At 67.0% G+C, this 22,234-nt stretch carries 20 protein-coding genes and 1 riboswitch; of the genes, 12 read left to right on the top strand and 8 right to left on the bottom strand.

The window, feature by feature from the left end:
* Positions 1 to 34: 34 nt before the first annotated feature.
* Entirely contained in the window at positions 35 to 1,129 is a 1,095-nt protein-coding gene (locus tag BIU82_RS01635) for a PLP-dependent cysteine synthase family protein (protein ID WP_070347699.1), read from the top strand.
* On the opposite strand, the gene BIU82_RS01640 is transcribed toward BIU82_RS01635, so the two are convergent.
* A complete protein-coding gene (locus BIU82_RS01640; protein ID WP_070347700.1) occupies positions 1,126 to 1,782 on the bottom strand; it encodes an MBL fold metallo-hydrolase in 657 nt (218 codons plus the stop codon). The genes BIU82_RS01635 and BIU82_RS01640 overlap by 4 nt on opposite strands.
* A gap of 104 nt (positions 1,783 to 1,886) precedes the next feature.
* Between BIU82_RS01640 and BIU82_RS01645 the strand changes: the two genes are divergently transcribed.
* Positions 1,887 to 2,351 (top strand): Fur family transcriptional regulator, encoded by a 465-nt coding sequence (locus BIU82_RS01645; RefSeq protein WP_070347701.1) that lies wholly within the window; start codon positions 1,887 to 1,889, stop codon positions 2,349 to 2,351.
* Between the two features lie 6 nt (positions 2,352 to 2,357).
* Here the strand turns inward: BIU82_RS01645 and BIU82_RS01650 are convergent, their stop codons facing one another.
* From BIU82_RS01650 to BIU82_RS01670, 5 genes are all read right to left on the bottom strand, one after another.
* Positions 2,358 to 3,266 carry a metal ABC transporter permease gene (locus BIU82_RS01650; protein WP_070347702.1) on the bottom strand — a complete coding sequence of 303 codons (909 nt, stop codon included), beginning with the start codon at positions 3,264 to 3,266 and terminating at the stop codon, positions 2,358 to 2,360.
* Complete coding sequence (locus BIU82_RS01655; protein ID WP_070347703.1) at positions 3,266 to 4,069, bottom strand: metal ABC transporter ATP-binding protein; 804 nt, start codon at positions 4,067 to 4,069, stop codon at positions 3,266 to 3,268. The genes BIU82_RS01650 and BIU82_RS01655 overlap by 1 nt, the downstream gene beginning before the upstream one ends.
* 61 nt (positions 4,070 to 4,130) lie before the next feature.
* Positions 4,131 to 5,168: a zinc ABC transporter substrate-binding protein gene (locus tag BIU82_RS01660; RefSeq protein WP_070347704.1), complete on the bottom strand. Its 1,038-nt coding sequence runs from the start codon at positions 5,166 to 5,168 to the stop codon at positions 4,131 to 4,133.
* A gap of 106 nt (positions 5,169 to 5,274) precedes the next feature.
* The gene (locus BIU82_RS01665) at positions 5,275 to 6,345 is read right to left on the bottom strand and encodes a hemolysin family protein (protein WP_070347705.1); all 1,071 of its coding nucleotides are present in this window, start codon (positions 6,343 to 6,345) and stop codon (positions 5,275 to 5,277) included.
* Positions 6,342 to 7,712, bottom strand: coding sequence for a hemolysin family protein (locus BIU82_RS01670; protein ID WP_070347984.1), 1,371 nt, complete (start codon positions 7,710 to 7,712; stop codon positions 6,342 to 6,344). The genes BIU82_RS01665 and BIU82_RS01670 overlap by 4 nt, the downstream gene beginning before the upstream one ends.
* A gap of 475 nt (positions 7,713 to 8,187) precedes the next feature.
* On the opposite strand from BIU82_RS01670, the gene BIU82_RS01675 reads away from it, so the two are divergent.
* The 4 genes from BIU82_RS01675 to BIU82_RS01690 all read left to right on the top strand — a co-directional run bounded on the left by BIU82_RS01675 (position 8,188) and on the right by BIU82_RS01690 (position 14,334).
* Positions 8,188 to 12,012 carry a multifunctional oxoglutarate decarboxylase/oxoglutarate dehydrogenase thiamine pyrophosphate-binding subunit/dihydrolipoyllysine-residue succinyltransferase subunit gene (locus tag BIU82_RS01675; RefSeq protein WP_070347706.1) on the top strand — a complete coding sequence of 1,275 codons (3,825 nt, stop codon included), beginning with the start codon at positions 8,188 to 8,190 and terminating at the stop codon, positions 12,010 to 12,012.
* A gap of 126 nt (positions 12,013 to 12,138) precedes the next feature.
* Complete coding sequence (locus BIU82_RS01680; RefSeq protein ID WP_171906477.1) at positions 12,139 to 12,738, top strand: GDSL-type esterase/lipase family protein; 600 nt, start codon at positions 12,139 to 12,141, stop codon at positions 12,736 to 12,738.
* Between the two features lie 97 nt (positions 12,739 to 12,835).
* Positions 12,836 to 13,693, top strand: coding sequence for a DUF4097 family beta strand repeat-containing protein (locus tag BIU82_RS01685; RefSeq protein ID WP_070347708.1), 858 nt, complete (start codon positions 12,836 to 12,838; stop codon positions 13,691 to 13,693).
* Entirely contained in the window at positions 13,693 to 14,334 is a 642-nt protein-coding gene (locus tag BIU82_RS01690; protein WP_070347709.1) for a PadR family transcriptional regulator, read from the top strand. Before BIU82_RS01685 ends, BIU82_RS01690 begins: the two co-directional genes overlap by 1 nt.
* A 260-nt stretch (positions 14,335 to 14,594) precedes the next feature.
* On the opposite strand, the gene rsrA is transcribed toward BIU82_RS01690, so the two are convergent.
* The gene (gene rsrA, locus BIU82_RS01695) at positions 14,595 to 14,852 is read right to left on the bottom strand and encodes a mycothiol system anti-sigma-R factor (protein ID WP_070347710.1); all 258 of its coding nucleotides are present in this window, start codon (positions 14,850 to 14,852) and stop codon (positions 14,595 to 14,597) included.
* Positions 14,849 to 15,580, bottom strand: a complete 732-nt coding sequence (locus tag BIU82_RS01700; protein ID WP_171906470.1) for a sigma-70 family RNA polymerase sigma factor — start codon at positions 15,578 to 15,580, stop codon at positions 14,849 to 14,851. Before BIU82_RS01700 ends, rsrA begins: the two co-directional genes overlap by 4 nt.
* 269 nt (positions 15,581 to 15,849) lie before the next feature.
* On the opposite strand from BIU82_RS01700, the gene BIU82_RS01705 reads away from it, so the two are divergent.
* The 6 genes from BIU82_RS01705 (at position 15,850) to BIU82_RS01730 (ending at position 22,222) form a co-directional block, all read left to right on the top strand.
* Complete coding sequence (locus BIU82_RS01705) at positions 15,850 to 16,353, top strand: DoxX family membrane protein (RefSeq protein ID WP_070347711.1); 504 nt, start codon at positions 15,850 to 15,852, stop codon at positions 16,351 to 16,353.
* A 7-nt stretch (positions 16,354 to 16,360) separates the two neighbouring features.
* Positions 16,361 to 17,716: a 3-phosphoshikimate 1-carboxyvinyltransferase gene (gene aroA, locus BIU82_RS01710; protein ID WP_070347712.1), complete on the top strand. Its 1,356-nt coding sequence runs from the start codon at positions 16,361 to 16,363 to the stop codon at positions 17,714 to 17,716.
* A gap of 2 nt (positions 17,717 to 17,718) precedes the next feature.
* The gene (locus BIU82_RS01715; RefSeq protein ID WP_070347713.1) at positions 17,719 to 18,834 is read left to right on the top strand and encodes a ribosome small subunit-dependent GTPase A; all 1,116 of its coding nucleotides are present in this window, start codon (positions 17,719 to 17,721) and stop codon (positions 18,832 to 18,834) included.
* Positions 18,835 to 18,879: 45 nt separating this feature from the next.
* Positions 18,880 to 19,692 carry a histidinol-phosphatase gene (hisN, locus tag BIU82_RS01720; RefSeq protein ID WP_070347714.1) on the top strand — a complete coding sequence of 271 codons (813 nt, stop codon included), beginning with the start codon at positions 18,880 to 18,882 and terminating at the stop codon, positions 19,690 to 19,692.
* Between the two features lie 167 nt (positions 19,693 to 19,859).
* Positions 19,860 to 19,972: riboswitch (SAM riboswitch) on the top strand.
* Positions 19,973 to 20,007: 35 nt separating this feature from the next.
* Complete coding sequence (locus tag BIU82_RS01725; RefSeq protein ID WP_070347715.1) at positions 20,008 to 21,411, top strand: aminotransferase class V-fold PLP-dependent enzyme; 1,404 nt, start codon at positions 20,008 to 20,010, stop codon at positions 21,409 to 21,411.
* 49 nt (positions 21,412 to 21,460) lie between these two features.
* The gene (locus BIU82_RS01730; RefSeq protein ID WP_070347716.1) at positions 21,461 to 22,222 is read left to right on the top strand and encodes a class I SAM-dependent methyltransferase; all 762 of its coding nucleotides are present in this window, start codon (positions 21,461 to 21,463) and stop codon (positions 22,220 to 22,222) included.
* Positions 22,223 to 22,234 lie beyond the last annotated feature (12 nt).

The following is a 22,234-nucleotide window of genomic DNA, read 5'->3' on the forward strand; positions in this document are numbered from 1 at the left end:
CCCAGCCTATAACCAGCGCCGGTAGGCTGGATCGGTGAAGACTGCAGGGAAGCAAAACAGGTCCTGGGCCAGCGAGGCCATCCGGCGCATCGAGGCGGAAAACAACCGTTCCGCGGACACCCATCTTTACTCCGTGCTGCTGCCGGAGCACTGGGGCGTCCAGCTGTACCTCAAGGATGAGTCCACGCACCGTTCGGGCAGCCTCAAGCACCGCCTGGCGCGCTCGCTGTTCCTGTACGGGCTGGTGAACGGTTGGATCAACGAGGGCACCACCATTGTGGAGGCTTCCAGCGGCAGCACCGCCGTTTCGGAGGCGTACTTCGCACGGCTCATCGGCCTGCCCTTCATCGCGGTCATGACCCGCACCACCAGCCCCGAGAAGATCGCCCTCATCGAGGAATTCGGCGGCAGCTGCCTGCTCGTGGACCACGCCTCCGAGGTGTACGCGGCGGCGCAGGAAGCAGCGCGGACGTGCGGCGGCCACTACATGGACCAGTTCACCTATGCGGAGCGGGCCACGGACTGGCGCGGCAACAACAACATCGCCGAATCGATCTTCGAACAGCTCGCCCTCGAAGAGCATCCGGTCCCGGAGTGGATCGTGGTGGGTGCCGGCACCGGCGGCACCAGCGCCACCATCGGCCGCTATCTCCGGTACCACTGCCACGGAACCCGGCTGGCCGTCGTCGACCCCGAAAACTCGGCGTTTTACCCCGGCTGGCGCGACGGAGCGGACGAGTTCAGCACCGGCATGCCGTCCCGGATCGAGGGCATCGGCCGGCCACGGATGGAACCGAGCTTCGTACCGGCCGTCATCGACACCATGATCCCTGTGCCGGATGCCGCCTCGGTCGCCGCGATGCGGCACCTCCGCAGCCTTGCCGGCCTGCAGGCCGGCCCGTCCACCGGCACCAACCTCTGGGGCGTGTGGCAGCTGGTGGCGGACATGGTGGCACAGGGCAAGCGCGGCAGCATCGTCTCGCTCATGTGCGACGGCGGCGAGCGCTACGCAGGCAGCTACTACAAGCAGGAATGGCTGGACGAAAAGGGCCTGGACCCGCGTCCGTACGAGGCGGTCCTGGCGGAGTTCTTCGAGACCGGGAAATGGCCCGAAGGCTTCCGGGGCTAGACCTCCACCGACTCCCGCGGCGCGAGGCTGGTGTACTTGGTGCCGTATTTGCCGCCGATCCGGCCTACATGCCCTTCCACCAGCCCCCTGCCAAGCTCATTGAGCAATGCGTCGTGGACCGGGTACGCCTGCGGGGCACGGACGGCCACCACGAAGTCCACCACCTCGCCCACCTTGGACCACGGCGCGTGCAGCGGCACCAGCAGGGTCTTCACGTCGATCCCGTCCGGCACCACGAAGGAATCGCCGGGATGGAAGACGTTCTCCTCCACCAGGTACCCGATGTTCGCCACCACCGGGATCAGCGGATGGATGAGGGCGTGCTGGCCGCCAAAGGCGCGCACCGCGAAGCCGCCCGCGGCGAAGGAAGTGCCGGGCTCGACGGCATGTACCCGGCCGCCGTCGTCGCCCGCCTTGTCGGCGAGATCAGCGGCGAGGCGGGCCGGGGCGTGCACCTCAAGATCCGGATTGCCGCGCAACGCTTCAAGGAGCGCCGGGGCATCCACGTGGTCCGGGTGCTCGTGGGTGATCAGCACGGCATGTGCGCCCTGCAGCGCTTCCTCGGCTTCGGAGAACGTTCCGGGGTCGATCACCAGCACCCGCCCTTCCTTCTGCAGGCGGACGCAGGAGTGGGTGTACTTGGTGAGCTTCATGCAGCAAGGCTAGCGTGCGGGCCCGCCGCTGAGACAGGCCCCGGCCCGCGCCCGGCTGGTAATCTTGGTGTCTGCACGACGCCGCCAGCGAAATGAGTCCACGCATGCCTTCCGGCCCCAAAGCCGCCGCCGCAAACCCCGGTCACGACGCCAAGCCCGGCCGGGAGCAGAGGGTCACCAAGCAACGCCTCGCGGTGAGCGCGGCGCTCGATGAACTCGACGACTTCGTCAGCACCCAGGAGCTCTACCGCCTCCTCCAGAACCAGGGCATTTCCGTATCCCTCGCCACCGCGTACAGGATCCTGCAGTCACTCGCGGACGAAGGCCTGGTGGACGTCCTGCGCAACGCCGACGGCGAGGCCGTGTACCGCCGTTGCGCGGTCACCGGGCACCACCACCACCTGCTTTGCCGCAACTGCGGCAAGGCCGTCGAGGTGGAGGCGCCCGCCGTCGAGACCTGGGCTGCGCGTACCGCCGCCGAGCACGGTTACACGGAGGTGGCGCACACTGTCGAAATCTTCGGGCTCTGCCCGGAGTGCACGGCGAAGAAGGCTGCGGGCGGGCTGTAGAGGCTGCTAGCTGACGGCTTCCGGCTGTGCCGCCGGCGCCGGAGCTTCCCGCACGATGCGTCCGTTGCGGCCGCTCCTGGCCCGTACCTCGCCGATGATCCGGCAGGCCACGTAGATCAGGAACGACAACGTGGTCACGTAGGGGCTGATCGGAATCCGGCTGCCCAGGGCCAGCAGGATGCCGCCCACGGTGGCAGTGGTCGCGAACAGCACGCTCAGCAACAGCACCACGCGCGGCGAGGTGCTCACCCGCAGGGCCGCCGCGGCGGGGGTGATCAGGAGCGCGAGCACCAGCAGCGCCCCCACGATCTGGATGGACAGCGCCACGCTGACGCCCAGCAGCACCATGAACCCGATCGCCAGCCCGCGCACCGGTACGCCGCGGGCTTCGGCCATGTCCGGGTCGACGCTTGCGAAGCTCAGCGGCCGCCAGATGAGGCCGAGGACGATCATCACCACGACGGCGGTCCCTGCCAAGGCCTGCAGCTGCACCGTGTCCACGGAGACGATCTGGCCCGTGAGCAGGCCGAACTTGTTCGCGGCGCGGCCTTCGTAGAGGGCCAGGAACAGGATGCCAAGGCCCAGGCCGAACGGCATGATGACACCGATGATCGAGTTCTTGTCCCGGGCCCGGACGCCCATCACGCCCAGCAGCAGCGCGGCGGCGACGGAACCGATCAGGGAACCGAACACGATGTCCGCGCCGATCAGCAGCGCGAAAGCGGCCCCGGCGAAGGACAGCTCCGAGATGCCGTGGACGGCGAAAGCCAGGTCCCGCTTCATGACGAAGGTTCCCACCATGCCGCCCAGCAGCCCCAGGACGGCGCCGGCCCAGATGGAGTTCTGCACCAGCTGGAGCAGCTCCCCGTAGTTCTCGAAGTTGAAGACGGTCTGCAGGAACGTCTCGAAATCCATCAGTGGCCCTCCGCCAGTCCCGCATGCGCGTCGTCATGGAAGTGCGTGGTGGCGTCCGGCAGGCCGACGACGACGATCCTTCCGTTGGCGCGGATGACTTCCACGTGGCTGTCGTACAGTTCCGAAAGCACCTCGGTGGTCATGACCTCGTCCGGTGTGCCCACCCGGAACTGCCCGCCGGCCAGGTAGAGCACCCGGTCCACGTAATCGATGACCGGGTTGATCTCGTGGGTCACGAAAACCACGGCGCTGTTGCGTTCATGGCACTGCCGGTTGATGAGCGCGCTGACGGCCAGCTGGTGGTGCAGGTCCAAAGACAGCAGCGGTTCGTCGCACAGCAGGACCTGAGGATCGGAGGCGAGCGCCTGCGCCACGCGCAGGCGCTGCTGCTCGCCGCCCGAGAGCCTGCCCACTGGAACCTTCGCGTAGTCCGTGGCGCCCACAAGCTCCAGGAGCTCGTCGATCCGGCGGTTGACGTTCCGCCCGGACAACCTCAGGCCCCAACGGTGCCCGTCGATGCCGAGCCCTACCAGGTCGCGGGCCCGGAGCGGGGTGTCAGCGGCGAAGGACTTCTGCTGCGGGATGTAACCGATCCGCTTGCTGCCGCGCTCCACGGGGTGCCCGCCGAGGTCCACGTGGCCGGAGTGCAGCTGCTGCAGACCCAGCAGCACCTTGAGGAAGCTGGTCTTGCCGCTGCCGTTGGGCCCGAGCACGGCGAAGAATTCACCCGGATTGATCTCCAGGTCCAAGCCTTCCCAGAGCACCCTCTTGCCGAATTTCAGGCTGGCTCCGCGAAGGCTCACTAGCGGTGTCAAAAACTAACCTCTGTCCATGCGTCCGATGCGTTGACCAACGAACGCAAGTCTACTTGCCCAGCGCGCCGGCGAGCGCGTCTGCGTTCCCTTCCATCCAGGCGAGGTAGCCCTTGCCGTCCGGGATGGTCTCGGTGAAGTCGACCACCGGCACGCCGGCCGCGGTGGCGGCTGCCTTGACCACTTCGGTCTGAGGGCCTTCGGTCTGCTGGTTGTAGGCGAGGAGCTTGATGCTGCCCGAGGCCAGGAGGTCCTTGACTTCCTTCAGCACGGCGGGCGAGGCGTCCGCTTCTTCCTCGATCGCTTCGCTGTATTCCTCAGGCGTCTTGTTCACCAGGCCTGCCGCTTCCAGCAGGTACACCGGCACCGGTTCGGTGATGGCCACCGGGGTGTTGGCGTGCTTCGCCTTCACGGCGTCGAGCTTCCCGGTGATGGTGGACAGCCCGGACTTGAAGGTGGCGGCGTTGGCCGTGAACTGTGCAGCAGATGCCGGGTCAAGGGCACCGAGCCGCGCAGCCACGGCGTCAGCCACCTTCGCCATCGCCGCAGGGTTGTACCAGACGTGCTCGTTGAACGCGCCGTGGTCGTGGTGCGCTTCTTCCCCAGCATGGGAGGCTTCCTCACTGTGGGAAGCCTCTTCGCTGTGAGTTTCCTCGCCGTGGGTTTCCTCGCCGTGGCCACCTTCAGCCGTTTCGTCCTCGTGCGGCGCCAGTCCGGTGACCTCGACGGCGGTGATGACGTTTGCGTGGTCGAACTTCACGTCGTCGGCAAGTTTGTGCAGGAAGCCGTCGTAACCGCCTCCGTTCTCCACCAGCAGCTTGGCTTTGGACACCGCCAGCTTGTCCTGGGCGGTCGCTTCGTAGGAGTGCGGGTCCTGGCTCGTCTTGTTGATGAGCGAATCCACGGAGACCTTGTCCCCGCCGATGCTCTTGACGATGTCGCCGTAGACGTTGGTGGACGTCACCACCGGGATGGCGCCGTTCGCGGAGGACGACGACGGCGATGTCGCGGCGGGTGCCGAGCAGGCGGAGAGCAGGATGGCCAGGCTTGCGGAAACGGCAAGGGACAAACGGGCGGCTGGGCGGCGCACGGAAACCTCAGTTCTGAACGGAAGCGGACGGAGATGGTTGTTGCTTTAACGAGTCTAAGCCTAAATAGGAATGATTCCTATTTAGGCTTAGATGACCCGTAATGGCTCAGGCTCCGTCCGCGCTGCCCAGGCGCCGGATCCCCGTGGCCTGGGTAGCGTCCCGGATCTCACCGACCAGCTGTTCGATGACGTCCTCGAGGAACAGCACACCGATGGTGGTCCCGGCGGGATCCACCACACGGCCGAGGTGCGAGCCCGTCCGCTGCATGACTGCCAGGGCGTCCTCGATCTCGTCGTCGGGCGACAAGTTCACCAGCGAGCGGATCCGGCCTTCCGAAATCGGATGGCGCTGCCCCTCCTCCGGGATGGAAAGCACATCCTTGATGTGCACGTAGCCGGCCAGCCCGCCGTCGTCGTCCAGCAACGGGAAGCGCGAAAATCCGGTGCGGCTGACCGCCTTCTCCAGCTCCCGCGGAGTGGTGCCGGGCTTGAGCGTGACCAGCTTGTCCACGGGCACCATGATGTGCGATGCCGTGTGGGCCGAAAACTCCAAGGCACCGCTGATCAGCCCGGACTCATCGTCCACGAGGCCGTGCCGCGTGGATTCCTGCACGATCGACTGGACCTCTTCGAGGGTGAAGGAAGACGCGACCTCGTCCTTCGGCTCCACCCGCATCAGGCGCAGGATGTGGTTCGCGCTCCAGTTGAGCGTCCAGATCACCGGCTTCACGAAGCGGGCGATATGGACCAACGGCGGCGCCAGGAGCAGTGCCGCCTTGTCGGCCACGGACACCGAGATGTTCTTCGGGACCATCTCTCCGAAGGTCACGTGCAGGAACGTCACGATCAGCAGCGCGGCGGTGAACGCCGCAGCATCCGCCAGTTCATGCGGAGCCCCGAGCGCTTCGAGCGGCGACGCCAGGAGGTGGTGGATCGCAGGCTCGGCCACCTGGAGGATCAGGAGCGAACACACAGTGATGCCCAGCTGCGCACAGGCCAGCATGAGTGAGACGTTCTCCATCGCATGCAGCGTGGTCCGGGCGCGCTTGGAGCCCGCATCGGCGAGCGGTTCGATCTGGCTGCGGCGGGCGGACATGACAGCGAACTCAGCGGCGACAAAGAAGGCGTTGCCGATCAGCAGGAAGACGAGCCAGAGGATTCCGGTCCAGTCGCTCATGCGGTCACCCCCTTGGCATCGCCTCGGCCGGCGCCGGTTCCAGCACTCCCGCCGCTGCCGTCAGCTTCATCCGGCGGCGCGGGCCTGAAGCGGATCCGGTCAATGCGGCGGCCGTCCATCCTGGTGACGGACAACGTTCCACCCCCGGCCTCGACCACGTCTCCGGTCACGGCGATGCGACCCAATTGGCTCATCACGTAACCTCCCACGGTTTCATAGGCGGGATCGTCGGGGACAAGCAGCCCGGGAATCTGTTCGGACACTTCGTCCGGGCGCAGCAGTCCCGGGAAGTACCAGTCGCCGGAGGCGCTTTGCAGCAGCCCCGGACGCACCTTGTCGTGCTCATCCGCCACTTCGCCCACGATTTCCTCCACGAGGTCCTCGAGCGTGGCGATACCGGCAGTGCCGCCATATTCGTCAAGGACCACGGCGAGCTGGAGGTTGCCTTCCCGCAGTTCGGAGAGCAAGGCGTCAAGGTGGATGGTTTCCGGCACCCGCAGCACCTCGGCCATGATGGCGCCGGCTTCCAGTCCGTCGCGCCGCTCCCGCGGAACGGCCACGGCCTTCTTCACGTGCACCACCCCACGGATGTCGTCCGCGGAGTCGCCGATGACGGGGAACCTGGAGTATCCGGTCCGCCGCGCGGCGTCGATGATGTCGCTGACCGGCTGCTCCGCGGCGATGGTCTCCATCCGGATGCGCGGCGTCATGACGTCGGCCGCCGTCCGTTCCGCGAAGCTCAAGGTGCGCGCCACGAAGTTGGCCGTTCCGGCGTCGAGCGTTCCCAGCTCCGCCGATCGCCGCACCAGGGAGGCGAGTTCGGCCGGCGAGCGCGCACCGGAGATTTCTTCCTTGGCTTCAAGGCCGAAGAGGTGCAGGACCCGATTGGAGAAGCCGTTGAGCAGGAGAATGGCGGGCTTGAAGACCGCGGTGAAAATCAGCTGCGGGCGGGCCAGTGCCCGGCCCAGCGGGAAGGCCTGCGCGATCGCCAGGTTCTTCGGCACCAGTTCGCCGATCAACATCGACAGCAGGGTGGCCACCGCCATCGCGATGACCAACGAGATCGAAGCCGCGGCGGCCTCGGGGACGCCGATGGCCTGCAGCGGGCCGTGCAGCAGTTCGCCGAGCGACGGTTCCATGACGAAACCGGTCAGGAGGGTGGTCAGGGTGATGCCCAGCTGGCAGCTGGAAAGCTGCGTGGACAGGGACTTGAGGCACGCGAGCAGCGGACGGGCCGCGTGGTCGCCGTCGTCCACCGCCCTCTGGACCGAGGCCTGGTCAAGGGCAACGAGGGAAAACTCGACGGCGACAAAGAAGCCGGTGCCAAGGATAAGCAGGAATCCGGCAAGGAGGAGCAGCCATTCCATCTCAGGCCACACCGCCTGGGTGCCGGACGGACCGGTTCGGATCGGAGGCCGGCGGAGGCTGGTCGGCCGGGGTTTGGGACGCGGCTCCGCGGGAAGCGGCGGAAGGCGCGTGATGGGCATGTGTACGGGTATTGCCGGCGCTGTGGAACGCCCGGGGAAGGATGAGCTTTCCGCTTCCCCCGCAGCGTCCAGGCCGGCACCTGGAGTTACTGTCCATAAGGCCTTCAGTCTACAGTGCGGCACCTGTCCCGCCGCGTGTGGTTTCCCCGGCGTATCTTGCGCCCAACGGGACTTCAAGGGCGCGCTCCGTAGCACAGACATGATTTAGGTCACCACTATTGGCAGAGGGGCGCCGTCCCTCACTAGACTGGCAAGGGTCTGAGCCCGAGGGACCCGGACCCTGGCCCGCGTCGTTTTTCAGGCAATTCCACCGGGCCAGCTGGACATCAACACTCATGGAAGAGGCGTATTTCAAGTGCCAGAGCAGCCAAGCCACCGTCTACCAGAGGAATTTGGCGGGAACGAGTGGCTCGTTGACGAACTGTACGAGCGGTACCAGCAGGACAAGAATTCGGTCGACGCCAAGTGGTGGCCTCTTTTCGAATCCTTCACCACCGCTGACGGCACTTCTTCCAACGGAACCTCCGCCGCCCCCGCTAACCCCGCAACCCGAGAACTTCCTGTCGTAGCACAGGCCCCGGCGCCCACGGCAACGGCGCCCGCCCCGGCGCCTGCTGCACCTGCGGCTCCCCCCGCCGCGCAGGCTCCGGCCGCAGCCCCCGCTGCTGCACCGGCGGCCCCCGCAGCACCGGCCAAGAAGGCTCCGGCCACTGTCGCCAAGGACGGCGCACAGAAGCCGGCCCCCGGCCAGGCCCAGCCCATCCCCGCGCAGCTGCCCAAGAGCACCAAGGCGCCCACCCCGCCCGAGGAAGACGTCGTCTCCGTCCTCCGCGGCCCGGCAAAGGCCATCGCCGCCAACATGGTGACCAGCCTTGAGGTTCCGACCGCCACCAGCGTCCGCGCCGTGCCGGCCAAGCTGCTGATCGACAACCGCGTCGTCATCAACTCCAACCTGGCCCGCGCCCGCGGCGGCAAGGTCTCCTTCACGCACCTCATCGGCTACGCCGTGGTCCGGGCACTCTCCCAGTTCCCGTCCATGAACGTGTACTACGACGAGGTCGACGGCAAGCCCGTCGCCGTCCAGCCCGCGCACGTCAACTTCGGCATCGCCATCGACATGCCCAAGCCCGACGGCACCCGCCTCCTGATGGTCCCGAACATCAAGAAGGCCGAGACCATGAACTTCGCGGAGTTCTGGCACACCTACGAAGACCTCATCAAGCGGGCCCGCAACGGCAAACTCACCGCCGATGACCACGCAGGTACCACCGTCTCGCTGACCAACCCGGGCGGCATCGGCACCGTGCACTCCGTACCGCGCCTCTCCAAGGGCCAGGCCGCGATCATCGGCGTGGGCGCCCTCGACTACCCCGCCGAATGGCAGGGCGCCAGCGAGAAGATCATTGCCCAGAACGCCATCAGCAAGATCCTCACCCTGACCTCCACCTACGACCACCGCGTCATCCAGGGTGCCGGCAGCGGCGAGTTCCTGAAGCTGGTCCACCAGCTGCTGCTCGGCGCGCAGAACTTCTACGACGAAATCTTCGAAGCCCTGCGCATTCCCTACGAGCCCGTCCGCTGGAGCCCCGACCTGCAGGTCGATCCCGCCGACGAGATCAACAAGGTTGCCCGCATCCAGCAGCTGATCCACTCCTACCGGGTCCGCGGCCACCTCATGGCCGACACCAACCCGCTTGAGTACGTCCAGCGCAAGCACCCGGACCTCGATGTCCTGACCTACGGCCTGACCCTCTGGGACCTGGACCGCGAATGGCCCACGGGCGGTTTCGGCGGCAAGCCGATGCTGAAGTTCCGCGACATCCTGGGCGTACTGCGCGATGCCTACTGCCGCACCACGGGCATCGAGTACATGCACATCCAGGACCCCAAGGAACGCCAGTGGTTCCAGGACCAGCTGGAGCACCCGTACTCCAAGCCCAGCCGCGAAGAACAGCTGCGCATCGTCTCCAAGCTCAACGCTGCCGAGGCCTTCGAGACGTTCCTGCAGACCAAGTTCGTCGGCCAGAAGCGCTTCTCCCTTGAGGGCGGCGAGTCCCTGATCCCGCTGCTGGACACCATCATCTCGGACGCCGCCGACGACGGCCTCGATGAGGTCGCCATCGGTATGGCCCACCGCGGCCGCCTCAACGTGCTCACCAACATCGCGGGCAAGACCTACGCCCAGGTGTTCCGCGAGTTCGAAGGCACCCAGGACCCGCGCTCCGTGCAGGGCTCCGGCGACGTCAAGTACCACCTCGGCACCGAAGGCACCTTCACCTCGGACAACGGCAAGCAGACCAAGGTCTACCTGGCTGCCAACCCCTCGCACCTGGAGGCCGTGGACTCGGTCCTCGAGGGCATTGTCCGCGCCAAGCAGGACCGCCTGGACCAGGGTGAATCCTTCCCCGTGCTGCCGATCATGGTCCACGGCGACGCTGCCTTCGCCGGCCAGGGCGTGGTTGCCGAAACCCTGAACCTGTCCCAGCTGCGCGGCTACCGCACCGGCGGCACCATCCACATCATCGTGAACAACCAGGTGGGCTTCACCACCGCGCCGTCCTCCTCCCGCTCGTCCACGTACTCCACGGACGTTGCGAAGATGATCCAGGCACCGGTCTTCCACGTGAACGGTGACGATCCCGAGGCCGTGGTCCGCGTGGCCCAGCTGGCCTACGAGTTCCGCCAGCGCTTCCACAAGGACGTCATCATCGACATGGTGTGCTACCGCCGCCGCGGGCACAACGAGGGCGACGACCCCTCGATGACCCAGCCGCTGATGTACAACCTGATCGAGGCGAAGCGCTCCGTCCGCAAGCTGTACACCGAATCCCTGATCGGCCGTGGCGACATCACCGAGGAAGAAGCCGAGCAGCTGCTCCGCGACTACCAGGAACGCCTGGAGCGGGTCTTCGCCGAGACCCACGCTGCGCAGACTTCGCCCATCCCGATCATCACCGCGGACTCCGCCGCAGTGTCGGGCATCGAGCGCCCCATCGCCCAGCAGGCAGACTCCGGAACCAACTCGCCGGCGTCGACCGCCATCTCCGCCGAGGTGCTCCAGCACATCGGCAAGGCACACCTTGAGATCCCTGAGGACTTCACCGTCCACTCCAAGCTCAAGCAGCTCCTCGAGAAGCGCGAGCAGATGTCCCGCGAAGGCGGCATCGACTGGGGCTTCGGCGAGATCGCGGCGTTCGGTTCGCTCATCATGGAAGGCGTCCCGGTCCGCCTGGCAGGCCAGGACTCGCGCCGCGGCACCTTCGTGCAGCGCCACGCGGTCTTCCACGACCGCATCAACGGCAACGAGTGGATGCCGCTGGGCAAGCTCAGCGACGACCAGGCCAAGCTGTGGATCTACGACTCGCTGCTGTCCGAATACGCCGCCATGGGCTTCGAATACGGCTACTCGGTGGAGCGCCCCGATGCCCTGGTGCTGTGGGAAGCGCAGTTCGGCGACTTCGTCAACGGCGCGCAGACCATCATCGATGAGTTCATCTCCTCGGCCGAGCAGAAGTGGGGCCAGCGCTCCTCGCTGGTGCTGATGCTGCCGCACGGTTACGAAGGCCAGGGACCGGACCACTCCTCCGCCCGCATCGAACGCTTCCTGCAGCTGTGCGCCGAGGACAACATGGTGGTCGCCAACCCGACCACTGCCGCCTCGCACTTCCACCTGCTGCGCCGCCAGGCATACAGCCGGCCCCGGAAGCCGCTCATCATCTTCACGCCGAAGCAACTGCTTCGCCTGAAAGCAGCGGCCTCCGCCGTCGAGGACTTCACCTCGGGCGGCTTCAAGCCGGTCATCGGCGAGCACGAGGCCCTGCAGAACGTTGACCGCGTGCTGCTGGTGTCCGGCCGCCTGTACTACGACCTGCTGTCCAGCCGCCAGAAGTCCGGCGACACCTCGACGGCGATCATCCGCGTGGAGCAGCTGTACCCGCTGCCGCAGGCGGAGATCGAGGCCGAACTGGCCAAGTACCCGAACGCCGAGGTCGTCTGGGCGCAGGACGAGCCCGCCAACCAGGGCCCGTGGCCGTTCATCGGCCTGCACCTGCCGCAGGCGCTGGACCGCAAGATCAGCCTGGTGTCGCGCCCGGCATCGGCCTCCACGGCGGCCGGTTCCATGAAGCGCCACGCCGCCGAGCAGGCAACGCTGCTCAAGCAGGCCTTCGAACGCAAGTAGGCAAACGGGGATGCCCGGCCGGAGCTTTACGCCTCCGGCCGGGCATTTCTGTTTAAATGGGTAGATGTGCCAGCCGTCCCGGCCCCGGCACGCAGCACGGACCGCAACGTTGGTGAAGAGGTAACAGTGGAAGACAGGAAGCTGCGCATCGCGGCTGTTGGAGATGAACTGCTCGCAGGACTCGGCGATCCGAGGGCCTTGGGCTGGCTGGGCCGCGTCCTTGCCCGCACGCCCCAGGACTCCGTCGCGGTGGAGAGCTATTCGCTTCCCTGTCCCATGGAAGGCACCGAGGGCCTGGCGGGCCGCTGGCTGGACGAGGCGGGACGGCGTTTCAGCGATGCCCACGAGAATCGCCTCGTGATCGGCCTGTCGGCTCGTGACATCGAGTTCGGGCTGTCGACGGCGCGCAGCCGGCTCAACCTCGCCAACATCCTGGACGGCGCCAGCCAGAACAGCGTGGAGGTGTTCGTCGTCGGGCCGCCTCCCGGCCTCGATCCCGCACGGAACCGCCGCCTTGCCGAACTCAACGCTGCGTTCTCGGACGTCACCACCCGCCGCAACCACCATTATGTGGACACCTTCTCGCCGCTGCTGAACCACGAGCAGTGGCGTACGGACCTCGCCTCCAACGGCGGCACCCCCGGCCAGGCCGGCTACGGACTGATGGCATGGCTGGTGCTGCACCGTGGCTGGTTCCAGTGGCTGAGGATTGCCCAGCCGGAATAGGCCGGCTCCTGGTTTCCAGCGGATACCATTGCCATGATCCAAGTTGCGATATATCGTGACTTCATCAACGCGATATATCGCAATTCTTGGAGGGGTCATGTCTGAACAGAACTGGACCGTCACCGGCCCGCAAACCATTGACGTCGACGGCGTCCGCTCGCTCCGCCTGGGCATCGTCAAGGGACGCTTCGACATCGTCACGCACGACGGACCCGGCACCCGGGTCGAGGTGTCGGACGTCGCCGGAGACCCGTTGAGCGTCGCCATCGTCGACGGCCGGCTGGAAGTCCGGCACCAGTTGCAGGGTGCACAGGGCTGGTTCCGGAACCTGATGGATTCCGTGAGCAACAGCAGCAACAACACGGCAGTCATCAGCATCGCGGTACCGGCCGGCATCATCGTGGAAGCCGGCACGGTCAGCGGTGACGGCATGGTCACCGGCACGTCCAGGATTACGCGGCTCAACACCGTTTCCGGCTCGGTCCTGTCCGACGGCACCAGCGGTGAGCTGCACGTGAACACCGTCAGCGGCGAGGTCATCGCGCGCGGCCACCAAGGAGTATTGACGGCCAAGAGCGTTTCGGGCGAAGTCACCGCCTCCGGCGACTTCAGCAACGTCCGCGCCACCACCGTCAGCGGCGACCTGAGCTTCGACCTGCTGGGGCATGCCAAGGACATCGCCGCGCATTCGGTGTCCGGGGACGTCACCATCAGGCTCCCGCAGGACATCGGCGCCGACGTCGCGGCGAAATCGGCCAGCGGAGCCGTGGTGCTCGACGGCCAATTCCACAACCACCCTGGCAACAAGGTCCAGGCGACGCTTGGGCCCACGGAACGGGTCACGGTGATCCGCACCAACTCGGTCTCCGGCAAGACCTATGTGATCCACGGCAACGCGACGGCGAACGCCGCCGGCACCGCGAGCGGGCAGGCGCCGGGCGAAGGCGGTAACTGATGCCGCCGGTCTTCGCCCACGGCGCGCTGCGGCTGTACCTGCTGGCACTGCTGGAGTCCGGGCCCAAGCACGGCTACGAGATCATCAAGGCGCTGGCCGAACGCTTCGGCGGAACCTACTCCCCCAGCGCGGGCACCGTCTATCCCCGGTTGGGCAAGCTCGAGGAAGAAGGCCTGGTGGCCACGGAGAACGACGGCCGCCGCACCAACTACTCGATCACCCGGGCCGGCCTGGCGGAGCTCGACAGCCGCCGCGCGGAACTGGCAGAGGTGGAAGCCGGAATTTCGGCCTCGGTCCGACGCCTGGCGGATGAACTCCGCGAAGACATCCGCAGCAACATGCGCGGCCTCCGGGCGGACCTCGCCGCGGGCGCCGAGTCAGCACGCGCAGCGGCCAGGGCTGGAAACACTGCCCAGGCCGGCGGCACCGCCAGCGCAGGGCCGCGGCCGGGACGGCACTCCTCCGAAAGCCTCCTGCTGCTGAAGGATGCGGAGCTCATGGTCCAGGCCTTCCGGGACGACATGCGGGTTGAACTTCGCAAGCACGCCGCCTCCGCCCAACTGACGCCGCTTACCCTCGAAACAGTGAAGACGGTGCTGGACCAGGCACGCATCGCCATCCGGAATTCCCTGAGTCCCTGAACTCCCCCACAGCACGCCCTGCCGGTTCGCGGCCCGGCCCCCGCATGTGGGAGACTGGAGGGCAGCTTTATTGAGTTCAAGAAACGAAGGAGGCCAGCTATGAGCAAGCGTGCACGCAAGCGTCGTGACCGTAAGCGCGGCGGCGCAAACCACGGCAAGCGTCCCAACACCTGAGTTGTTGGCGTAAACGACGGAAGGGCCCCGGAACCATCAGGTTCCGGGGCCCTTCCGTTAAGCGGAACCCGTCCGCTCGGCAGCGCCTAGACTTCAGCCGAATTCATCGAATGGATGCGGTCCAAGATGGAGTTCTTGAGGTTCTCCGGCGCCGATTCCGTGCACGAGCGCTTGACCACGGTGCGGATGACGCATTCGAGGTCATACTGCTCGGTGCACTCGGGGCACTCCTGCAGGTGCTGCTTGATCTCGGCGATGTCCTCGCGGGTCAGCGCACCGTCAAGGTATTCATAGATGCGCTGCATCCGCGCATCGTCGCAGTCGCCCAGTCCTTGGCAGCTCATTTCCGTTTCTCCTGTTTATTGCTTGCGGCGTCTCCGGCGGGGGTGTCCGTGCCGCTCCTGATTCCACGATCGGCCGCGTAGTCGGCCAGCAGTTCCCGCAGCATCTTCCTGCCGCGGTGCAGCCGGGACATCACCGTTCCGATCGGGGTGTTCATGATGTCCGAAATTTCCTTGTAGGCGAAGCCTTCGACGTCCGCGAAGTACACCGCGAGCCGGAACTCTTCCGGAATGGCCTGGAGCGCACGCTTCACATCGGAATCCGGAAGGTGGTCGAGGGCTTCGGCTTCGGCCGAGCGCAGACCGGTGGAGGTGTGCGATTCGGCCCTGGCCAGCTGCCAGTCCTCGATGGTGTCCGAGTTCGACTGCAACGGTTCGCGCTGCCGCTTCCGGTACAGGTTGATGTACGTGTTCGTCAGGATCCGGTACAGCCACGCCTTGAGGTTGGTGCCGGGATTGTATTGGTGGAACGCCGAGAACGCCTTGGTGTAGGCCTCCTGCACCAGGTCTTCGGCGTCCGAAGGATTCCGCGCCATGCGCATTGCCGCCGAATACAGCTGGTCGACGTACTGCATGGCATCCCGCTCGAAGCGGGCCCGCCGCTGTTCGGGCGTTTCGCTTGCGACATCGACGACGTCGGGGCCGGACTCTTCGACGGCGCTCTCCGCACCGCCGGGGTGCTGCTGCGCTGCTTCGTACATGGCCGCTGCGGCCGGGTCCAAGGTGCTCATTGCGTCCAAGTCTACTGTCACGCGACGCGCGCCCTTACCCGGCTCCCGGACCGGTGCCGGCAGTTCCTGGCGCTCTTTGACCAAGCTCAAGAAGGCGGCTCCTTCCACTCAATTCCGACTTCGCAGGCATCCGGCGCGCGGGCTTCCCCACGCGTTGCCGCGCCTTCTTCTCACAACCGGCGCTCCCGGGCAAATATTCCGCAAAGATGCAAGACTAGAACCGACTGCACCCCTTGACCGTTGCGCCAAGCCATCCAGGAGGCAAGACCATGTCCCTCATCCGTTTTCTCGCCCGGCCGCTGCTGGCCTCAAGCTTCGTGGTTTCCGGACTCGACAAGCTCAAGAACACGGACGACACCGCCAAGCAGCTTTCCCCGCTGCTGCGCCGGGCCTCCGATTCCCTGCCCTTCCCCGCTGACGAGAAGCTCATCGCCCGCGTCATCGGCGGCACCCAGCTCGGCGCCGGCGCCCTGCTGGCCCTCGGCAAGCTGCCGCGTTTCTCCGCCGGCCTGCTCGCGGTGATTTCCGGGCTGAACACCTTCGTCGAGTGGCGCTCGGCGGACATCAGCACCAAGGAAGGCCGCCTCGAACGCCGTTCGCAGCTCCTGAAGAACCTTTCCCTGACCGGCGGCGTGCTGCTTGCCGCCGTCGACACCGCCGGCAAGCCGAGCCTCGCCTGGCGCGCCGAACACCTCGCCATGGACGCCCGCAAGGCCGGCAGCAAGCAGCTGAAGAAAGCCCGTAAGGCCGTAGACAACGCAGTTGGAGCATAACGAACGCATGACCGGCATCACCGAAGCCACCACCGCCGCACCGCTCTGGGACGCTCCTTTTGCGCACCGCCCCGTTGACGCAACCGTCACGGTTCCCGGTTCGAAGTCGCTGACCAACCGCTACCTCGTCCTAGCCGCCCTGGCGGATGGCCCGTCCCGCCTGCGGGCTCCCCTGCATTCGAGGGACTCGGCCCTCATGATCGAGGCCCTTCGCCGCTTGGGCGCCACCGTTACGGAGGTTCCGGGGGACGGCAGCTACGGTCCCGACCTCCTGATCGAGCCGATCGACACCTCGGCGCCGGCTTCCGACTGCGACATCGACTGCGGCCTGGCCGGCACGGTGATGCGTTTTGTTCCGCCGCTCGCCGCGCTGCGCAACGGCCGCTCGGCCTTCGACGGCGACCCCCACGCACGCAAGCGCCCCATGACCACGATCATCGAAGCCCTGGCGGCGCTCGGCGTCGGGATTTCCGCTCCCGACGGCGGCCCGGCGTCGTCCCTGCCGTTCACCGTGCAGGGCACCGGCGCCGTCCGCGGCGGGCATCTGGTCATCGACGCCAGTGCGTCCTCCCAATTCGTCTCGGCACTGCTGCTGGTGGGCGCCCGCTTCGAGGAGGGCCTGCACCTTGAGCACGTGGGCAAGCCCGTGCCGAGCCTGGACCACATCACCATGACTGTCGCCGTGCTGCGCGGAGTAGGCGTGGAGGTGGACGACTCCGTCCCCAACCACTGGCGCGTGGCTCCTGGCACCATCCGGGCCTTCGACGAACGGATTGAACAGGATCTCTCCAACGCCGGGCCATTCCTGGCTGCGGCCCTGGCCAGCAAGGGCACCGTGCGGATTCCGAACTGGCCGTCCAACACCACCCAGGTGGGCGACATGTGGCGGGAGATCCTGCAGACGATGGGCGCCACCGTGACGCTGGAGGACGGGACCCTCACCGTGACCGGCGGCCCGGAAATCAAGGGCGCCGACTTCGACGAAACCAGTGAACTCGCCCCCACCGTGGCTGCGCTCTGCGCCCTTGCGGGAGGACCGTCCAGGCTCACCGGCATTGCGCACCTGCGCGGGCACGAAACCGACCGGCTGGCAGCCCTGGTCGCCGAGATCAACCGCCTGGGCGGCGACGCCGAGGAAACCAGCGACGGCCTGATCATCCGGCCCGCCCGCCTGCACGGCGGCGTCGTGCACAGCTACGCCGACCACCGCATGGCGACGGCCGGCGCGATCCTGGGCCTCGCCGTCGAGGGCGTCCAGGTGGAAGACATCGCCACGACGTCCAAGACCATGCCGGAATTCCCGCAGATCTGGGCCGCCATGCTGGAAAGCGGCTCCGCCGCGACCACGGAGGCCGGTCGCTGACGATGGCACGCTCTGCACGGTCCTGGGACGAATCCGACGTCCGGATCCGGCCGAACAAGAAGGGCTCCCGTCCGCGCACCAAGGACCGGCCCAGCCATGACGATGCCGTGCTCGGCCGCATCATCACGGTGGACCGCGGCCGCTACACCGCGGTGGTCGCCGAAGACACGCCGGAGGAACGCACCGTCATCGCCGCCCGCGCGCGCGAGCTCCGGCGGACCCCGGTGGTACCTGGCGATTTCGTCGCACTGGTGGGAGACGTCTCGGGCGGCCCGGATGCGCTGGCCCGCCTGGTCCGCGTGGAGGAGCGGAAAACCGTGCTGCGCCGCAGCGCCGATGACACCGATCCCGTGGAACGCGTGGTGGTCGCCAACGCCGACCAGCTGGTGATCGTGGTGGCGGCGGCCAACCCGGAGCCGCGCACCGGTTTCATCGACCGCGCCCTGGTGGCAGCGTACGACGCCGGCATTGAGCCGCTGCTGCTCGTCACCAAGGCTGATGTCAAGGATCCCGCGGAACTGCTCGCCAACTACCTCGCCCTCGACTTCCCGGTGATCATCAGCCGCACAGCCGATGCCGAGGCCTCGGGTATCGACGCCCGGAGCGACGACGGCCTCTCGGCACGCCTCGACGGCAACGCCGTCAGCCGCTTGCGGGAGCACCTCGACGGCAAGGTCACGGTCATGCTTGGCCATTCCGGCGTCGGGAAGTCCACCATGGTCAACGCACTCACGGGCGCCGAGCGCGCCACCGGCGGCGTCAATGCCGTCACCGGACGGGGCCGCCACACCTCGTCCTCTGCCCTCGCGCTGAAGCTTGACGACGCACCGGCCGGCAGCTGGATCATCGACACGCCCGGCATCCGTTCCTTCGGTCTGGCCCTGGTGGATCCTGACCGCATCATGCATGCCTTCCCCGACCTCGAACCGGGCACCGAATCCTGCGAGCGCGGCTGCAAGCACGACGCCAACGCCGTGCGCTGCGGGCTCGACGAGTGGGTTGCCTCCGGCTCTGCGGGCGACGCCGGCCCGGCGCGTCTCGCCTCGCTCCGCCGACTCCTCGGCGCAGATCCGCGCCAGGAAGCCAAGGAAACCAAGGAACTGGGCACCGTCATCTGACGGCACCTCCCCCGGCCCGGCCCGTCTTGCCGGTAGTTTGGAACCATGACCCAAGCCGATCCGAACTACAACGACGATCTCCGCCTTGCCCACGTGCTGGCGGATTCCGTCGATGCCCTGACCATGGAGCGCTTCAAGGCCTTGGACCTGAAGGTCGAGTCCAAGCCCGATCTCACTCCCGTCACCGACGCCGACCGCGCGGCCGAGGAATCCATCCGTGGCCAGCTCTCCCGCTCGCGGCCCCGGGATGCCGTGCTCGGCGAGGAGTTCGGCAGTTCGGGCCATGGCTCCCGGCGCTGGATCATCGACCCGATCGACGGGACAAAGAACTTCGTCCGCGGAGTCCCTGTCTGGGCTACCTTGATCGCACTCGTCGACGGCGACGAAGTGGTGGTCGGCGTCGTCAGCGCGCCCGCGTTGGGCCGGCGCTGGTGGGCGGTGAAGGGCGGCGGCGCGTACACGGGGCGCTCTTTGGCCTCTGCTACCCGCCTCAAGGTCAGCAACGTTTCGCGGCTCTCCGATGCCTCGCTGTCCTACTCCGAGATTTCGGAGTGGAAGAAGCAGGGATCCCTGGATTCGTTCCTGGAGCTGGAAGACTCCGTCTGGCGCAGCCGTGCCTACGGTGACTTCTGGTCCTACTGCCTTGTTGCCGAGGGCGCCGTGGACATCGCCGCCGAGCCTGAACTGGAGCTCTACGACATGGCAGCCCTCGTCCCGATTGTCACCGAGGCGGGCGGACGCTTTACCTCACTCGACGGCAAGGACGGCCCCTTCGGCGGCAACGCCGTGGCCACCAACTCGATCCTGCACTCCGAAGTCCTGAAGACGCTCAACCCCGGCATCGACGACCTGCTCTGAGCCCTGTCCTGAAGGCAAACGAAGATTCATCGGCGGCCGCCCCAAGCAAGGGGCAGCCGCCGATTTTTATTCGGCTAAACGGCAGGAAACGGCATTTTCGTAATAATCGGCTTAACAAAACAACCCGGCTTTGGCGCCTCCCGTATGGTGTCTTAGTCTCAAAGACAGGTCACGAGTGCCAGCGCAAAACCCCGGTTTGCTGGCCGGCAACCCTCCATCGCGGCGGGGTGCCCCGGGTGACGACCAGGCCGGTCCGGAACGGATGCGGCAAGCGCGGATTCCCTGCCTGCAGGGTTCCCTTGAATGAGGACTGCCATGAGCACTGCCACGATTTCTCCCACTGAACTGCGCCACAACGACGCCCTCCTTTCCCCGGCCGTCCGTCCGCTCGCCGCGGTCACCGGCGCCGAACTGCAGGCCCCGCTAATCCAAGGCGGCCACGTGCGTTACGCGAACCTCGACTACGGTGCCTCCGCCCCGGCGTTGACCGTCGTCTCCGCATACCTCAACGAAATCCTCCCCTTCTACGCCAGCGTGCACCGCGGCGCCGGCTACGCCTCGCAGATCAGCACCTCGGTCTACGAAAACTCCCGGAACATCGTCCGCGAATTCGTCGGCGGCCGCGCCGACGACAGCGTGATCTTCACCCGGAACACCACGGATTCGCTGAACCTGCTGGCCGGCTGCCTGCCCGCCGTCGACGGCAAGCCCGCCGGTGAAGTGCTCTACCTCGACATCGAGCACCACGCCAACCTGCTCCCCTGGCAGAACGTCCCGCACCGCAGCATCGTGGCGGCCCCGACCCTTGCCGGGACCATTGCCAACATCCGTGAGGCGCTGGCCCAGGGCGGCATCAGCCTGCTCGCCGTCACCGGGGCATCCAACGTGACGGGCGAAATCCTGCCCGTCAAGGAACTCGCTGCCCTCGCCCACGAATTCGGCGCCCGCATCGTCGTCGACGCAGCACAGCTTGCCCCCCACCGCCGGGTGGACATCGCAGCAGCCGACATCGACTACCTGGTGTTCTCCGGACACAAGCTGTACGCACCGTTCGGCGCCGGCGTCGTCGTCGGACGCAGCGACTGGCTCGACGCCGGCATCCCGCACCTGGCCGGCGGCGGCGCCGTCCGTGAAGCACGCCTCGATTCCGTCAGCTGGGCCACCGGCCCGGCCCGCCACGAAGGCGGCTCCCCCAACGTGCTCGGTGCCGCGACCCTCGCCCGGGCCACGCAGGTCATCGCGGAACTGGACCAGGACGAGTGGCACGCCCACGAAGCCGCCATCCGCACGCACCTCGTTGAGGGCCTCAAGGAGGTCGACGGCCTCACGGTGCACCAGATCTTCAGCGACACCGACCCGGCAGACACCATCGGCGTGGTCAACTTCTCCCTCGAGGGCTATGACGCCGGACTGGTGGCCGCCTACCTTGCTGCCGAACACGGCATCGGCCTGCGCGACGGCCGCTTCTGCGCCCATCCGCTGCTCAAGCGCCTGGGCCTGCCGTCCGGTTCCCTCCGCGCCAGTTTCGGCCTGGGTTCCCGGCTGGAGGACGCAACGCGCCTGATCGCCGGAATCAAGGCGCTCAAGTCCGACGGCCTCGGCTGGGATTACGTCGTGGACGCCGGCCGCTGGGTTCCCGCCAACGACCACCGCAGCTACCCGCACTGGGCTCCGAACACTCCCGGCACTGCCGGCGCAGCGCCCTGCAGCACCGACTGAATGCGGTAGATTCGTAGGGTATTTTTCAGGACCTGCGAAGGAAGGCTGCGTGGCAGCAAAGCACGGGCCGAAGCTGGACAGCGAGCGGCGGCGGCAACTGGGCTCAAGTTTCCAGGACGGCGGTGAGCACTACCACCGCGTCCGTCCCGGCTACCCCGCAGACTCCGCGGACTGGCTGATCCCCGACGGCGCCCGGACCGCTGCGGACATCGGTGCGGGGACGGGCAAGTTCACCGCGCTGCTGCTGGAGCGCGGGCTGGCGACGACCGCCGTCGACCCCTCCGAGGACATGCTCGCGCAATTGCGGAAGGATTTTCCGGAGGCCACGGCCCTGCTCGGCACGGCCGAGGCAACAGGACTGGCGGACTCAGCATTCGACGTCGCCACCGTTGCCCAGGCCTGGCACTGGTGCGATCCACTGCCGGCAAGCACCGAGCTGGCACGCATCCTCCGCCCGGGCGGGGTACTCGGCCTGGTCTGGAACCAGCTCGACACCACGGTTCCGTGGGTCCACCGGCTCTCCCGGATCATGCACGCCGGGGACGTGCACAAAGCGGGTTTCCGGCCGGTGGTGGGGCCGGAATTCGAAGGCCTCGAAAGCCACCTCAGCCCCTGGAAGGATCCGCTCCTACCGGAGGACATCATGGAGCTGACCAAGTCGCGCAGCTACTACCTGCGCGCCAACGAGGCCACCCGGGCCAAGGTCATGGGCAACCTGGAGTGGTACCTCTACGAACACCTCGGCCACGCGCCGGGCGAGGTCATCCGGCTGCCCTATGTGACCCGGAGCTGGCGGGCCCGCAAAGTATGAGGCCTGCCGTTC

This window comes from Arthrobacter sp. SW1, assembly GCF_001766675.1.
GTDB lineage: Bacteria > Actinomycetota > Actinomycetes > Actinomycetales > Micrococcaceae > Arthrobacter.

What these genes read in the sequence shown, in the direction of transcription:
- BIU82_RS01645 (WP_070347701.1), top strand. Translation starts at nt 1,887, where the DNA reads ATGCCTTCCGGCCCCAAAGCCGCCGCCGCAAACCCCGGTCACGACGCC.
- BIU82_RS01650 (WP_070347702.1), bottom strand. Translation starts at nt 3,266, where the DNA reads ATGGATTTCGAGACGTTCCTGCAGACCGTCTTCAACTTCGAGAACTAC.
- BIU82_RS01705 (WP_070347711.1), top strand. Translation starts at nt 15,850, where the DNA reads ATGTCCCTCATCCGTTTTCTCGCCCGGCCGCTGCTGGCCTCAAGCTTC.
- BIU82_RS01715 (WP_070347713.1), top strand. Translation starts at nt 17,719, where the DNA reads ATGGCACGCTCTGCACGGTCCTGGGACGAATCCGACGTCCGGATCCGG.
- BIU82_RS01640 (WP_070347700.1), bottom strand. Translation starts at nt 1,782, where the DNA reads ATGAAGCTCACCAAGTACACCCACTCCTGCGTCCGCCTGCAGAAGGAA.
- BIU82_RS01700 (WP_171906470.1), bottom strand. Translation starts at nt 15,580, where the DNA reads ATGAGCACCTTGGACCCGGCCGCAGCGGCCATGTACGAAGCAGCGCAG.
- BIU82_RS01665 (WP_070347705.1), bottom strand. Translation starts at nt 6,345, where the DNA reads ATGAGCGACTGGACCGGAATCCTCTGGCTCGTCTTCCTGCTGATCGGC.
- BIU82_RS01685 (WP_070347708.1), top strand. Translation starts at nt 12,836, where the DNA reads ATGTCTGAACAGAACTGGACCGTCACCGGCCCGCAAACCATTGACGTC.
- BIU82_RS01725 (WP_070347715.1), top strand. Translation starts at nt 20,008, where the DNA reads ATGAGCACTGCCACGATTTCTCCCACTGAACTGCGCCACAACGACGCC.
- BIU82_RS01670 (WP_070347984.1), bottom strand. Translation starts at nt 7,712, where the DNA reads ATGGAATGGCTGCTCCTCCTTGCCGGATTCCTGCTTATCCTTGGCACC.
- rsrA (WP_070347710.1), bottom strand. Translation starts at nt 14,852, where the DNA reads ATGAGCTGCCAAGGACTGGGCGACTGCGACGATGCGCGGATGCAGCGC.
- BIU82_RS01690 (WP_070347709.1), top strand. Translation starts at nt 13,693, where the DNA reads ATGCCGCCGGTCTTCGCCCACGGCGCGCTGCGGCTGTACCTGCTGGCA.
- aroA (WP_070347712.1), top strand. Translation starts at nt 16,361, where the DNA reads ATGACCGGCATCACCGAAGCCACCACCGCCGCACCGCTCTGGGACGCT.
- hisN (WP_070347714.1), top strand. Translation starts at nt 18,880, where the DNA reads ATGACCCAAGCCGATCCGAACTACAACGACGATCTCCGCCTTGCCCAC.